At 71.4% G+C, this 13,411-nt stretch carries 12 protein-coding genes; 3 read left to right on the top strand and 9 right to left on the bottom strand.

Translation table 11 applies throughout. From position 1 onward, the window contains the following. Window positions 1-108 precede the first annotated feature (108 nt). On the bottom strand, window positions 109-858 hold the full coding sequence (locus Vau01_RS46520; protein WP_204006979.1) for a hypothetical protein: 750 nt from the start codon (window positions 856-858) through the stop codon (window positions 109-111). Window positions 859-897: 39 nt separating this feature from the next. After that, a complete protein-coding gene (locus Vau01_RS46515) occupies window positions 898-1,416 on the bottom strand; it encodes a DinB family protein (protein WP_204006977.1) in 519 nt (172 codons plus the stop codon). Between the two features lie 78 nt (window positions 1,417-1,494). Here Vau01_RS46515 and Vau01_RS46510 point away from each other — a divergent pair, with 78 nt between their 5' ends. Further along, window positions 1,495-2,082, top strand: a complete 588-nt coding sequence (locus tag Vau01_RS46510; protein ID WP_204006975.1) for a helix-turn-helix domain-containing protein — start codon at window positions 1,495-1,497, stop codon at window positions 2,080-2,082. A gap of 7 nt (window positions 2,083-2,089) precedes the next feature. Here the strand turns inward: Vau01_RS46510 and Vau01_RS46505 are convergent, their stop codons facing one another. Both Vau01_RS46505 and Vau01_RS46500 read right to left on the bottom strand, forming a co-directional pair. Further along, on the bottom strand, window positions 2,090-3,475 hold the full coding sequence (locus Vau01_RS46505) for a tetratricopeptide repeat protein (protein WP_204006974.1): 1,386 nt from the start codon (window positions 3,473-3,475) through the stop codon (window positions 2,090-2,092). 11 nt (window positions 3,476-3,486) lie between these two features. After that, on the bottom strand, window positions 3,487-5,013 hold the full coding sequence (locus tag Vau01_RS46500) for an FAD-dependent monooxygenase (protein WP_239152420.1): 1,527 nt from the start codon (window positions 5,011-5,013) through the stop codon (window positions 3,487-3,489). Window positions 5,014-5,341: 328 nt separating this feature from the next. Between Vau01_RS46500 and Vau01_RS46495 the strand changes: the two genes are divergently transcribed. Next, window positions 5,342-7,333: a glycoside hydrolase family 99 protein gene (locus Vau01_RS46495; protein ID WP_204006972.1), complete on the top strand. Its 1,992-nt coding sequence runs from the start codon at window positions 5,342-5,344 to the stop codon at window positions 7,331-7,333. Here Vau01_RS46495 and Vau01_RS46490 read toward each other — a convergent pair. After that, the gene (locus Vau01_RS46490) at window positions 7,321-8,367 is read right to left on the bottom strand and encodes a carcinine hydrolase/isopenicillin-N N-acyltransferase family protein (RefSeq protein WP_204006970.1); all 1,047 of its coding nucleotides are present in this window, start codon (window positions 8,365-8,367) and stop codon (window positions 7,321-7,323) included. The two genes, Vau01_RS46495 and Vau01_RS46490, sit on opposite strands and share 13 nt — an antisense overlap. Window positions 8,368-8,415: 48 nt before the next feature. After that, window positions 8,416-9,384: a hypothetical protein gene (locus tag Vau01_RS46485; RefSeq protein ID WP_204006968.1), complete on the bottom strand. Its 969-nt coding sequence runs from the start codon at window positions 9,382-9,384 to the stop codon at window positions 8,416-8,418. A 131-nt stretch (window positions 9,385-9,515) separates the two neighbouring features. Between Vau01_RS46485 and Vau01_RS46480 the strand changes: the two genes are divergently transcribed. After that, window positions 9,516-10,367, top strand: a complete 852-nt coding sequence (locus tag Vau01_RS46480; protein WP_204006966.1) for an alpha/beta fold hydrolase — start codon at window positions 9,516-9,518, stop codon at window positions 10,365-10,367. Between the two features lie 374 nt (window positions 10,368-10,741). On the opposite strand, the gene Vau01_RS46475 is transcribed toward Vau01_RS46480, so the two are convergent. The 3 genes from Vau01_RS46475 to cmk are packed head-to-tail and all read right to left on the bottom strand — an operon-like array spanning window position 10,742 to window position 13,373. Then, window positions 10,742-11,302, bottom strand: a complete 561-nt coding sequence (locus tag Vau01_RS46475) for a TetR/AcrR family transcriptional regulator (RefSeq protein WP_204006964.1) — start codon at window positions 11,300-11,302, stop codon at window positions 10,742-10,744. Between the two features lie 47 nt (window positions 11,303-11,349). Beyond that, on the bottom strand, window positions 11,350-12,717 hold the full coding sequence (gene der / locus Vau01_RS46470) for a ribosome biogenesis GTPase Der (RefSeq protein ID WP_204006962.1): 1,368 nt from the start codon (window positions 12,715-12,717) through the stop codon (window positions 11,350-11,352). After that, the gene (gene cmk / locus Vau01_RS46465; protein ID WP_204006959.1) at window positions 12,714-13,373 is read right to left on the bottom strand and encodes a (d)CMP kinase; all 660 of its coding nucleotides are present in this window, start codon (window positions 13,371-13,373) and stop codon (window positions 12,714-12,716) included. Before cmk ends, der begins: the two co-directional genes overlap by 4 nt. Window positions 13,374-13,411: the final 38 nt, after the last annotated feature.

Raw genomic sequence — 13,411 nt, 5'->3', positions numbered from 1 at the left:
TGAGTTGCGAGCCCTACATTCGCTTCGAATCGATTCGCATAGCCGCTCCGGAGCGACCGGCAACGTCGCCGTGAACCTCCAGCGCCTCGACACCACCGCCGGCGGTCCTCACCGAGCGGACCGCCGCAGGACCGTCATGGTCCGCCGGGCCACGAACGACAGCAGGTCGGTGATGGCCAGCGGGACGAGCACGAGCAGGCCGCACCCCTCGGCGAAGCGCGGGTTGACCGCCACGTAGAAGCGGGCGTACGGCGTGTCGAGCACCGGAGCGTCGCGCACGCTGATCCGGCGCTCGCGCAGCAGCGGACCGTGGGCCGGGCCGAACGGGTCCACCAGGTCGGCCAGCGCGACCACGAGCCGGTCCAGCGCCGGGTCGTGCGGGCGGCGCGGGCTCGGGTAGAGCCGTCGGGAGAACCGGGCCAGGGCCGTGTAACTCGACGGATGGATGATCGGCGTGAGCAGGTAGGCCGGCCGCCACGGATGGCGGAGGCGCAGCCGCGCCGCTTCCCGCAGCGCGAACAGCGCGGTGCGGTTGCGGTGCCGGTGTTCCGGCTCGATCGCGGCCACCGCCCGGAACACGGTCACCACCCGGCCGTCGAGCCGGACGTCCTGGCGCAGCGCGCAGACGAAGCCGACCACGCGATCCGCGCCATCCGCGGCGTCGCGGAACAGCTGGATGCGCCGGATGATCCCTGTGTCGGTGTCGAACATCAGGTCCATCAGTTCCGCCCCCCGCTCACCGGCGAAGGACCGCGCGCACAGCCCGCCCACCGCGGCGCGCACGGCGTCGCGCCGCGCTCCCCGCAGGTCACCGACGTCGAGGGTCTGCCGGCGGACTCGGCGGGTGCGGCTGTCCATACCCGGTCTTCGCGGCCCGCCGGGCCCCGGACGGCGGCGTCAGCGACCGGTGGATCCGTCGATCTGTTCGCGGAGGATGTCGGCGTGGCCGGCATGCCGGGCGGTTTCCTCGATCATGTGGACCAGGACCCACCTCCGCGACGGCGGAAGGCTCCGGCCGGGTGGGCGGGGGGCGTCGAGCGTGAGGTCCGTCCAGGTCTCGATGACGTCGTTCGCCTGCTCGATCGTGCGCCGGTAGTCGGCGAGCAGGCCGTCGAGCGTCTCCTGGCGGGTGGGTTGCATGGTGCGGCGCATGTTGGTGATCGGTTCGGCGAGGAAGCAGAAACGTTCCACCCGGGTGAGGTGCTTGATCAGGCCGAGGAGATTGGTGCCGGAGGGGACGCCGCCGGTGCGGACCTGCGGTTCCGGCACATCCGCGACCTTGCCCGCGATCGAGGTGCGCAGGTAGTCGAGGAATCCCCGCAGGGTGGCCGCCTCGTCGGCGCCGGTCCACGCGGGGCCGACGTCCTTGACCCGCCGCCTCGTGCGCCGGCCCGGTATGTCCGCTGTCGTGACCATGGGTGCCACCTCCGCGGCCAGCATCGCCACCGTTGTTCCCCGGTTGCAAGAAAAATTGCCGATCCGCAAGATGGGACCATGGGTGACAGCGAAGCGGCCGTTCTCGCCGGCGTCGGGCCGCGCCTCCGTGCGCTACGGCGGGCGCGGGGCACCACGCTCGGCGAGCTGGCCGCCCAGACCGGCCTCACGGCGAGCACACTCTCGCGCCTGGAGAACGGGAAACTCCGCCCGACCCTGGAACAACTCCTGCCGCTGGCGCGGGCGCACGGCGTCCCCCTCGACGACCTGGTCGCGGCGCCCCCGACCGGCGATCCGCGCATCCATCTGCGGCCGGTGCGGCGGTTCGGGCTGACGGTCATCCCGCTGACCAGGCGGGCCGGCGGCGTCCAGGCGTACAAGGTGATCTATCCGCCCGCCGGCCGGGCGGCCACGACGAAACCGCAGACGCACGACGGGTACGAATGGTTCTACGTCCTCGACGGCACCATCCGTTTCGTGCTCGGCGACCAGGAGTTCCGCCTCGGCAGCGGCGAAGCCGCCGAATTCGACACCCACCTTCCGCACTGGATCGGCAGCGCCGGCAGCCGGTCCGCGGAAGTGCTCACGCTCTTCGGCGTGCAGGGCGAACGCGTCCACCTTTCACCGGCCCGGGCCCGGCACCCCTGACGCGCCGTCACCCGGTGTCGGGTCTGCCCCGGTCCGAGGTGATGGTCTGGATCCGCCGGCCGTCGGGCGTGAACCGGACGAGGAGGCGGTGTCCGCCCGGGAACGTGCCCATGATCGCTTCGGTGCCGAGGGCGAGCGCGGCGCCGTAGCGGGAGATGAAGTCGGTCACCAGCTTCCGCTGATCGCGGGCGAAGACCGCGACCGCGGTCTTGATCGCCTCGGGCGTCGTCGCCGGGTCGTAGGCGTCGGCCGGTAGCCGCGGATCGTCGAGGTGGTAGTAGCCCATGCCGTCGCCGCCGCCGACCGCGCAGGCCTTCACGCCGTTGCCGCCGAGAATGCTGGCCGCCACGAGGACCATCGTGGTGGCCGCCTGTTCCGGGTTCGGGAAGCCCGACAGGTCGAGGCGTCCGATCGTCAGCTCGGGGATGTCATGCTCCACGCCGTAGTCGCGGATCCTCCGCAACGGCGCGACGGCCGGGTGGTCCGCGCGGAAGTTGTCGTTGTTCCAGGTCCACAGCCAGGACCCGTCCAGCCGCGAGAAGCTGCCCAGCGCGGTCATGCCGTGGAAGACGCGGCCACCCGTGGTCAACGTGCGGGCGTCGAGGTCGTACTCGATGTAGCCGTCGCCGGTCTCCTTGTCCAGCGCCCACTGCCGGCAGATCGCCGCCACGGCGACCCCTCCCGCGAACGCCTCGAACTCCGCGCTGTAGGCGCCCAGGCCGGTCGGGAGGAACCGCCAGAACCGGGCCCGCGCCCGGTCGCCTTGTTGGTGGAAGGCGTGGGCGAGGGCAGGGGCGGCGTGGCGGTGACCGAGGTCCGCGGCCCGCCGCCAGCACCGGATCTGGGCGTCCGGGTCACCCTGGTCACCACGGATGAACCCGAGGTTGTAGAAGGCGGCGCCGTTGCCCCGCTCGGCGGCGCGCTCGTACCACTCGGCGGCCTGTTCCGCGTCACCCCGCCCCTCGTCCTCGATCATCCGGCCGAGATTGAACGCCCCCTCGTGGGCGCCGAGGTCCCACGCCCGCCGATAGAGGTCCATGGCGTCGGTGGTATCCCCGCGCTTCTCGAGCAGGGCGCCGAGGTTGAGCATGCCGCTCGCGTCGCCACCGTCGGCGGCCTGGCGGTGCCACCGCTCGGCCGCGTCGAGGTCACCGCGCCGCTGCTCGATGCACCCGACCTCGAACGCCGCGGCGGCGACGCCGCTGTCGGCCGCCCGCCGGCACCACACCTCGGCCGACGCGTGGTCGCGGTGCGCGGACAGCCCGAGCGCCAGGTCCAACCCGGCGACGGCGTGCCCCGCGTCGAACGCCCGCTCGAACAGGTCCGCCGCCTCGTCCCACCGCCCCGCGTCCCGTGCGCTGACGGCGCGCTCGTACAGCTCGATCCCGCTCATAGGTGGCGAACCTATATCGCGGCGGCAAACCCGCCCGGGCGGGCCGCCGAAGCCCCGACGCCGAACCACGCGGAGAGCGCCTCGTGCAGACCGGCCACGGCAGTGTCGGTGGGCTCGCCGACCGGTGCGGCCCAGGCGATGTAGCCGTCCGGACGGAGCAGAACGGCGTCGGCGGACAGGGAAGCGTCCACGGTGCGGACGTCCACCCGGTGCCGCCAGCCGTCGGCGGCCGTGCGGAGGTCCTCGCGGCCGGCCAGGTCCAGCAGCACGGGCCGGCCGTTCGCCAGGTCCACCGGGAGATCCGGCACGAACGTGCCCACCGACGGGTGCCGGTCGGAGCCCGGCATCGGGTAACGGATGTCGGCGGCGGCGAGCAGCGATCCCAGCCGCCGGGCGGGTTGCTCGTCGGTGAGGAGTTCCGTGAACACGTCGCGGAGGGCGTCGGCGGCGGCGTCCTGGCCGCGGCGCAGGGCCACCTGTGCCTGCGTGTGCAGCAGCGTGCGGCGACCGGCGAGGTGGCGTTCGTCGTGGTAGGTGTCGAGCAGACCCACCGGCGCCCAACCGTCCACCACGGCGGCCAGTTTCCACGCGAGATTCACCGTGTCGAGCATTCCGGCGTTGATCGCCACCCCGGTCGCGGGGAACAGGTGCGCGGCGTCGCCGGCGAGCAGGATCCGGCCGGCGCGGTAACGCTCGGCCTGCCGGGCCTGGAACGTGAACCGCGACAACCGCAACGGCTCGCCCATCGGCAGGTCCGCGCCGAGCACGCGCCGGACGCTCGCACCGAACTCGGCCAGCGTCATCGGCACGTCGTCGTCGTAGTCGGACGTCTCGTCCTCGTTCGTGTAGAGGAACAGGGAGTCGGGGCTTGCGCCGTACCCGAAGACGCCGCGTCCGGTCCGGACGAACTCGCCGGCCCGGATCCGGCCCAGCCCGGGCACGTCCAGGTCGTCGTTGTCGAGCCGGGTCAGCGAATCGGGCACCGTCACCCGCACGTACCGGTGGACCTCCGGATACGTGGTGCCGGGAAACGCGATCCCGGCCAGGTCGCGGACCCGGCTGCGCGCGCCGTCGCACCCCACCAGGTACCGGGCGGTGGCGGAGTACGCGCCGTCGGGTCCGCGCACCTCGACGGTCACCGAGTCGTCGTCATGATCGAGGCTGACGACCTCGTGCCCGCGCCGGATCCCGGCGCCGAGCTCGCCCGCACGGTCGGCCAGCACCCGTTCGAGGTCCGCCTGCCCCAACGGCAGCGACCGCATCGGCGGATCCGCCAGACCGGTGAGGTCGAGATGCACGCCGCCGAACGGGAACCGGGGCGCCGGCTCGGGTCCGCACACCGCCGCGAGCCGGTCGAGAATCCCCCGGTACCGCAACAGATCCAGGATCTGCCCGCCGAGACCGCCGGCCTTCGGGGTCTTCCGCTGCTCCGGGTACCGCTCCAGCACCAGCACCCGCACGCCGGCCAGGCGCAGCTCGCCGGCCAGCATCAGCCCCGCCGGACCGGCACCCACGACAACGACATCGACGTCTGTCACTGACAATCCCCCACCACTAGGCACAGGTGGACGATTCTGCGGCACCACCCGGATCTTGCCGCAAGCCCCGGGGTCCGGTATACGTTGAGAAGGGCAAGATCAGCTGGGACGCGGCCCGAGGCCGGCGACACCGCTGCGGATGCCGCTCCCCCACCCCGCCTGTTCGCCGCCGAAGGCGCGGCGCATCTCGATGTGGCAGCCCATCACGTGGGTGACCGGTCGACGCGAGATAGTCGAGATTTTGCAGCGATACATCGAAGAATTCCACTATGCTGCGAGCATCTGTTCACGGGCCCGCCCGCCCGTTACCCCCGCCCGAGGAGTTCCCATGGGAGTTTCCCGCCGCTCAGTCGTCGCCTCAGGTCTCACCGCCGCCGCCGCTTCGGCGCTCGCGGTCCCGTCGGAGGCCACCGCCGACCCGTCGGGGGCCACCGCGGCCCCGTCGAACGCGACCGCCGCCAGCCCGCCCGGTGACATCGTCGGCAAGGTCACCGTCGGCTACCAGGGCTGGTTCGCCTGCGTCGGCGACGGCGCGCCGATCAACGGCTGGTGGCACTACAGCCCGAACTGGTCCCAGTCGCCGGCGCCCGGCGCCTGCTCGATCACCTGCTGGCCCGACATGCGCGACTTCACCCGCGGCTACCGCACCAACTTCGCCAACCTCGGCAACGGCCAGCCGGCGACGCTGTTCTCCTCCTACGACCAGCAGACCGTCGACACGCACTTCCGCTGGATGCAGCAGAACGGCTGCGACACCGCGGCGCTGCAACGGTTCAACCCGTTCGGTGGTGAGGGACCGACGCGCGACGCGATGACCGCGAAGGTGCGCCAGGCCGCCGAGGCGACCGGCCGGAAGTTCTACATCATGTACGACGTCACCAACTGGACGAACATGCAGTCGGAGACGAAGACCGACTGGACCACGAAGATGTCGGCGTACACGTCGTCGCCGGCGTACGCGCGGCAGAACGGCCTGCCGGTGGTGTGCATCTGGGGCTTCGGCTTCAACGACGACGGGCGCCCGTTCGCGCCGGCCGCGTGCCTCGACGTCATCAACTGGTTCAAGGCACAGGGCTGCTACGTGATCGGCGGCGTGCCGACGCACTGGCGCCTGGGCACCGACGACTCGCGCCCCGGATTCGAGAACGTCTACCGTGCGTTCCACATGATCTCGCCGTGGATGGTCGGCCGGATCAGCGACAACAACGGCGCCGACTGGTTCTACCAGAACCGCGTGCTCCCGGACCTCGCCGATCTGAACGCCCGCGGCATCGACTACCAGCCGTGCGTCATTCCCGGCGACCTCGCCGCCGGGCACCGCCGGCACGGCGACCTGATGTGGCGCCAGTTCTACAACCACACGCGGGCCGGCGTGCAGAGCGTCTACATCTCGATGTTCGACGAGTTCAACGAGGGCAACCAGATCGCGAAGACGGCGGAGAGCGCGGCGTTCCAGCCCACGAATTCCGGCATGCGCGCCCTCGACGAGGACGGCACGCCGTGCTCCGCCGACTACTACCTCCGCCTCACGAACGACGGCGGCCGCATGCTCAAGGGACAGGTCGCGCTGACCCCGACGCGTTTCACCCCAACGGTTGTGAGCAACGGCGACACGTCACCGCCGACGGTGCCGGGCAACCTGCGGGTCACCGGGGTCACCGACACGACCGTCGCCCTGGCGTGGAACGCCTCGACCGACAACACGGCCGTCGCCGGCTACCGGATCGCGCGGATCACCGGCGCGACGAGCACCGTCGTCGGCACCACGGGCACGCTCGCGTTCACGGTGACCGGCCTCGCGCCGGCCACGGCGCACACGTTCTCCGTGGCGGCGTTCGACGCGGCGGGCAACGCCTCGGCCGGCTCCAACCAGGTGACGGCGACGACCGCCGGTACGCCGAACACCAACCTGGCACAGGGACGCCCGACCGCGGAGAGCAGCCACACGCAGGTCTACGGCAGCGGCAACGCCGTCGACGGCAACCCGAACACCTACTGGGAGAGCGCCAACAACGCGTTCCCGCAATGGATCCAGGTCGACCTCGGGTCCACAGTGGACACCCGCCGGATCGTGCTGACGCTGCCGCCGGCGTCGGCGTGGGGCACCCGCACGCAGACGCTGTCGGTGAGCGGCAGCACCACCGGCTCGGCGTTCAGCACGGTGGTCGGCCCGGCCGGGTACACGTTCAACCCGGCGACCGGCAACACGGTGACGATCACGTACCCGGCCACCGCCGCGCGGTACCTGCGGCTGACGTTCACCGCCAACACCGGCTGGCCGGCCGGCCAGGTGTCGGAGTTCCGCGTCTATCCGACCTGAGCCAGCGTGAAGTCGTGTACCGCCGCCCAGTTCTGGCGGGTGACCACGTGGACGGCGCCGCCGCGCGGTTCGTAGGTCACCGACCACTGGGTGTGCGGCTGGGCCACCGACCGCAGCAGTTCCAGCGACTGCCGCCAGTCGAGCCGGCCGGATTGCCGGTCGAGGGTGGCCCCGATGGTGGCGTAGCGACGGTCGGCCTTCCGGACGGCGTCGCCCGAGCCGGCGAGGCGGAAGTTCGTCAGCGCCTGCCACGGCGGGCCGCCGCGCGTCACCACGAGCCGGCCGTCGACGAACTCGACCACGGCCGAGGCACCGGACGCGTCGGCGATCAGGTAGTGCAGCGGCGGGCCGCCGTCGAAGTCGAGGTTGAACCGGTCGAGGAGGGCGAGCGCCTCGTCGACGGTGGCCGCGCGGTCGAGCATCAGCCGCAGGATGCGCACGCTGCCGACGGTGGGCCGGCCGGGATCCCGGGCCGCGCGGGCGGAGTCGTCGGCGGCCAGCCCGACGACGAGGCCCTTGGCGTTCATGCCGTCGAACGGCAGCAGCGGCGAGTCGAGGAGCTTGCGGCGGGCGGCCGCGTCGGTGAGCGGGTCGACGCCCGCCGGCAGGCCGAGGTAGGAGATGTCCACGATGGACACCGAGGCGTGGCCGTCGGGCGGGTCGGTGTGCAGCACCAGCGCGGGGTTCGGGTCCCAGTCGAAGTTCCGCGCGTACACGGGACGGGCGGCGTCGCCGGAGGCGTAGAAGAGCGAACACCCGAACGGTGACGCCGACGGTGGCGTCACCACGCCGGCGAGGTCGTCGTAGTCGCCGGTGTAGGTCATCGCGTAGACGTCGGTGGTGCCGGGCAGGCGGCGCAGGCTGGCCAACGTGGCGTCGGCTTCGGCGGGCGTCTGGCGCGAAGCGCCGACCGGGCCACCGCCCACCTCGTGGCTGGGCGGCGCCCCTGCGCGCGTCTCATCTGATCGTGTGCACGCGGCCGTGCCGGCCGCGACCACGCCGGCCACGACGAACGCCGCGAGGATGGCCCTCATATCCGGTGGACCCGCGGGAAGCGCGATCGGTTGCGTCGGTCTGTGGTTTTACTTCGGGCACCAGCCGCTGCCCGCGGCGCACTCGCCGTTGACCACGGCGGCGACCCCGCCGTCGGCATCGAGCCAGACGCGGACGCTGGGGCCCTTCGGGCCGATGCCGAACGAGACGAGCGGGGCGCCGCCCTGCGGTGGGCGACGGTACTCCCAGTCCCACACCGTCCCCTCGACGCCGGCCTCCTTCGCGATGGTCCCCTTGCGGGTGACGGCCACCGTCGGGTCGAAGTTGCTCGGGTCGAACAGGAGGGCCGGGTCGTACCGCGACTCCTGGGTGATCGTCGCCTTCGCCGCGATCCGCGGGTAACGGATGATGCGCACGCCCGCCTGGCAGCCGTCGACGTCGGCGTCCATGTGCACGAACTCGTTGAACGAACCGACCCGCTCCGCGCGGGTCCCGTAAACGGCCACCATTTCCGCGATGGCGGCCTTCACGCCGGCGACGTCGTCATGGTGGAGTTCGGGCACCGGGCCGGACGCGTCCGCCTTGAGCCCCACCCAGTCCGACTTCGCCCACGCCTCCACGTGCAGCTTCCCGACGTAGTCGACCCGGAAGGCGAGCGTGTCGACCGTCGCTCCCGCCTTGCCGGCGTAGGCGGCGAGCCGGTCGAGCGGCAGGCCGGCGATCCCGACCGAGGCCGGCGAGGTGAGGATCGTCTTCTCGTCGTACTTCTTTTTCTTCCACGACCCGTCGTACTCGTAGTTCTGCACGCCGCCGTCGTCCATCAGGAGTTCGGCGTCCAGGTCGACGTCGTGGAACTCCTTGGAGTTGACGGACACCGACTGGAACGTCTCCCGACCGGTCTCCTTCGCCAGCTTCTCCAGGGCGCCCCGGACGTCCTTGGTGCTGGGCAGTTCGCCGCTGGTGCCACCGCCGGAGTCGATCAGGCTGCAGGAGCCCGTGGCCAGCCCGAACGCGGCGGTGGCCGAACCGAACAGGACACTTCGACGGGTCAACGGCATGCCGGCAAGGCTATGCGCGCCCGTCAATGCACCACCGGGCCGGGCCGGCGCGCATTATTTTTGCGGACGGGCGATGAGTTCGCCCACGTCGGCCGGTCCTACCGGTAACTGACCCGTGAAGGAGCCACCGCATGAGCCATACCCTCGAGGTCCCCGGCGCCGTCCTGCACTACGACGTCTTCTCCGCCGACGGCGGCGACCACCCCGTTCTGCTGCTGATCGGTTCGCCGATGGACGCCACCGGCTTCGCCACGCTCGCCAAGCACTTCACCGACCGGACCGTCGTGACGTACGACCCGCGCGGCATCGCCCGGAGCACCCGCACCGACGGCGCCACCGAGTCGACCCCCGACCTGCACGCCGACGACCTGCACCGGCTGATCGACGCCCTCGGCACCGGCCCGGTCGACATCTTCGCCAGCAGCGGCGGCGCGATCAACGCCCTCGCGCTGGTGGCCCGCTACCCCGAGCAGGTGCGGACGCTCGTGGCACATGAGCCCCCGGCCCTGACCGTCCTGCCCGACCGCGAGCAGGCACTGGCCGCGGTGCTCGACATCCGCCGCACGTACGAGGAGTCCGGCGCCGGGCCGGGGATGGTCAAGTTCATCACCGCGGTGGGCCTGAAGGGCGAGGTCCCGGCCAACTTCGCCGACCTCCCGATGCCCGACCCCGCCCAGTTCGGCATGTCCGCCGACGACGACGGCTCCCGCGACGACGCGCTCCTCGGGCAGAACCTGCTGACCTGCACCCACTACGAGCCCGACTTCGACGCCCTGCGCGCGGCGTCGACCCGCATCGTCCTCGGCGTCGGCGCGGAGTCGGTGGGCGAGATGGCCCACCGCGGCGGCCTGGCCGTCGCCGAACGGCTGGGCACCGAGGCCGTGGTCTTCCCCAGCAACCACGGCGGCTTCCTCGGTGGCGAGTACGGCATGACCGGCCAGCCCGAGGCGTTCGCGAACAAACTCCGCGAGGTCCTCCCGTAGGAGCTCCCATTTGTGAATCTTGGACTCCTGAAGGGGCCATGGCACCTCGCGCAGTCCAAGATCCACAAATCATGCGACCCCAAACCACTCAGGTGGTGGTCCACAGCGGACCCATCGTCGCTGATCTTGCAGTTGTGCTCGCCGAAAAACGGGCGAATTCCGGCGAAAAGGCGGGCACAACTGCAAGATCGAGAACCGCCGGCGGTTCTCTGGCGTCGATCTTGCAGTTGTGGCGCCTTTTTCGCCCGCATTTGCCCATGTTTGTAGCCCACCACAACTGCAAGATCGACGCTCGAGGGGCGGGCGCGCGTGGCACGGCCTCACCCCGCCTCCGCATCCTAGGAGGCTAGGATGAAAGACCAGGGCGTACGGGATCAGTCGACCGTGACAGGGCCGGTCAGCATGGCGTGCACCGTCTCGACGTAATGCCGCTCCGACGCCACGCCGCTCGGCAACAACTCCGGCAGCCGCCGGGACATCTCGATATACCCGATATACACCTGATGCGCCAGCAGCCCTCGCCGCCGCGCCTCGCCCAACGAGTAGCCCATCTGACGGAACAGGTCGATCAGGTAGTCGGTCCGGCGGGCGGCCACCCGTCGCACCACCGGGCCCACCAGCGGATGGTCCGCCGCCGCGAGCAGGTTGACCTCGTCGGTGCTGCCCGACATCACGTCGGCGAACAGGAAGGCCAGCCGCCGGGCCGGCTCAGCCACCTGGTCAGCAACCTCGATCGATTCGTTGTAGCGCTTCTCCCACAGCTCGAGCGCCGCCGCCAGCAGGGCGTCACGGTTGCTGAAGTGCCAGTAGAAGCTGCCCTTGGTGGCACCCAGGCGAACAGCCAGCGGCTCGACCGCCACCGCCGGCACCCCGCCGTCGATCAGCGCGTCGAGCGCGGCGGCCGCCCAGGACTCCACGGAAAGACGAGCGTTCATGTTTCCGTACGCTAACGTACGGGCAGCGGAATGACCTGCAGAAACGCTTAGCGAGAACGTTTCTGACGCGGTTTCACGGTCACGTGAACCGGCGTTCCCTCGAAGTCGAACTCCTCGCGGAGCTTGCGTTCGATGAACCTGACGTACCCGGGGTCGAGCGGACCGGTCGTGAAGAGCACGAACTTCGGCGGCGACGTGCCGGCCTGGGTCGCGAACAGCACCCGGGGCGCCTTGCCGCTGCGGATCGGGTGCGGCGTCGCCTGCACCAGCGCGGTCAACCAGCTGTTGAGCTGGCCGGTCGGCACCCGGCGTTCCCAGTTCGCCAACGCCAACCGCAGAGCCGGGGCCAGCTTGTCGACCGAACGACCCGTCCGCGCGGACACGTTGACGCGCAACGCCCACGGCACCCGCCGCAACTCCCGCTCGATCTCGCGGGTCATGCGGAGGCGGCGGTCCTCGTCGACCAGGTCCCACTTGTTGAACGCCAGCACCAGGGCCCGGCCGGCGTCGACGACCATCGACAGGATCCGGGTGTCCTGCTCGCTGATCGGCTCGGCCGAGTCGAGCAGGAGGATCGCCACCTCGGCCGCGTCGATGGCGGCCGCGGTGCGCAGGCTGGCGTAGTACTCGGTGCCGCTGGCCTGCCCGACCCGCTTGCGCAGCCCGGCCGTGTCGACGAGCAGCCACTCCTCGCCGCCGATCTGCACCAGCGAGTCGACGGGGTCGACGGTGGTACCGGCCACCGGGTCGACGAGCGCCCGCTCCTCCCCCGCCAGCTTGTTCAGCAGGCTGGACTTGCCGACGTTCGGCCGGCCGACCAGCGCCACCCGGCGCGGCCCGCGCGGCTTGTCGGAGAAGTCCTCCACCGGCGCGGGAGTAGGAAGAGCCGCCAGAACGGCGTCGAGCAGGTCACCCGAGCCCCGGCCGTGCAGCGCCGACACCGGATACGGCTCGCCGAGACCGAGCGACCACAGCGCCGCCACCTCGGGCTCCTGCCGCGAACTGTCGATCTTGTTGGCGACCAGCAGCACCGGCTTGCCGCCGCGGCGCAGCATCCGCACGGCCGCCTCGTCGACGTCGGTCGGCCCGACCACGCCGTCGACCACGAACACCACCACGTCGGCGGTGGCCACGGCGATCTCGGCCTGTGCGGCGATGCGCGCGGCCCGGTCCTTGGCGTCGGGCTCCCAGCCACCGGTGTCGACGACCGTGAACCGCCGACCGGACCACTGCGCGTCGTAGGCGACGCGGTCGCGGGTCACACCGGGAATGTCCTCGACGACGGCCTGGCGCCGTCCGATGATGCGATTGACCAGCGTCGACTTGCCCACGTTCGGCCGGCCGACCACGGCGACCACCGGTACCAGAAGGCCGTCGTCGTCGAGCTCTTCGAGAAAATCAGACGGCGACGTCATGCCCGAACACCCAGTAGCTCCCGGAGTCGCGACACCACCTCGTCGATGCCGAGCCGCGTGGTGTCGAGTTCGACGGCGTCGGTGGCGCGCCGCAGCGGATCGGCGGCCCGCGTGGAGTCGAACTGGTCGCGGCGACGCAGATCGGCGGCCGTCGTGTCGACGTCGACCATGTTCTCGCCGCTGCGCCGCCGGGCCCGTTCGTCGACCGACGCCGTCAGGTACACCTTGAGATCGGCGTCGGGCGCCACGACCGTCCCGATGTCACGCCCCTCGACGACGATGCGGTCCGCGGCCACGATGATCTTGCGCTGCAGCGCGACCAGCGCTGCGCGCACCGCCGGAACCGCCGCGACCGCCGACACCGCGGCCGTGACGTCGACGCCACGGATCGGCCCGTCGACCGGCACCCCGTCGACGCGGATGTGCGGCGCCTGCGGGTCGGTACCGACGTCGAGCGAGACCCGGGCGCACACCGCGGCAACCGCGGCCGCGTCGGACGGGTCGACGCCCGCCCGCAGCACGGCCCAGGTGACCGCCCGGTACATCGCGCCGGTGTCGAGATAGCGGGCGCTCAGCGCCACCGCCAACCGCCGCGACACCGTCGACTTGCCCGACCCGGAAGGGCCGTCCACCGCGACCACACAGCCGCCGTTCATCAGCCCTCCACTCGCCAGAAGTCCTCAAAGACAGTACC

Source organism: Virgisporangium aurantiacum, from assembly GCF_016863635.1.
Taxonomy (GTDB): domain Bacteria; phylum Actinomycetota; class Actinomycetes; order Mycobacteriales; family Micromonosporaceae; genus Virgisporangium; species Virgisporangium aurantiacum.
This window is presented reverse-complemented; position numbering and strand designations above follow the sequence as displayed.

Coding starts and splice junctions, on each gene's coding strand:
- Vau01_RS46520 (WP_204006979.1), bottom strand. CDS start 858: ATGGACAGCCGCACCCGCCGAGTCCGCCGGCAGACCCTCGACGTCGGT.
- Vau01_RS46515 (WP_204006977.1), bottom strand. CDS start 1,416: ATGGTCACGACAGCGGACATACCGGGCCGGCGCACGAGGCGGCGGGTC.
- Vau01_RS46510 (WP_204006975.1), top strand. CDS start 1,495: ATGGGTGACAGCGAAGCGGCCGTTCTCGCCGGCGTCGGGCCGCGCCTC.
- Vau01_RS46505 (WP_204006974.1), bottom strand. CDS start 3,475: ATGAGCGGGATCGAGCTGTACGAGCGCGCCGTCAGCGCACGGGACGCG.
- Vau01_RS46495 (WP_204006972.1), top strand. CDS start 5,342: ATGGGAGTTTCCCGCCGCTCAGTCGTCGCCTCAGGTCTCACCGCCGCC.
- Vau01_RS46490 (WP_204006970.1), bottom strand. CDS start 8,367: ATGAGGGCCATCCTCGCGGCGTTCGTCGTGGCCGGCGTGGTCGCGGCC.
- Vau01_RS46485 (WP_204006968.1), bottom strand. CDS start 9,384: ATGCCGTTGACCCGTCGAAGTGTCCTGTTCGGTTCGGCCACCGCCGCG.
- Vau01_RS46480 (WP_204006966.1), top strand. CDS start 9,516: ATGAGCCATACCCTCGAGGTCCCCGGCGCCGTCCTGCACTACGACGTC.
- Vau01_RS46475 (WP_204006964.1), bottom strand. CDS start 11,302: ATGAACGCTCGTCTTTCCGTGGAGTCCTGGGCGGCCGCCGCGCTCGAC.
- der (WP_204006962.1), bottom strand. CDS start 12,717: ATGACGTCGCCGTCTGATTTTCTCGAAGAGCTCGACGACGACGGCCTT.
- cmk (WP_204006959.1), bottom strand. CDS start 13,373: ATGAACGGCGGCTGTGTGGTCGCGGTGGACGGCCCTTCCGGGTCGGGC.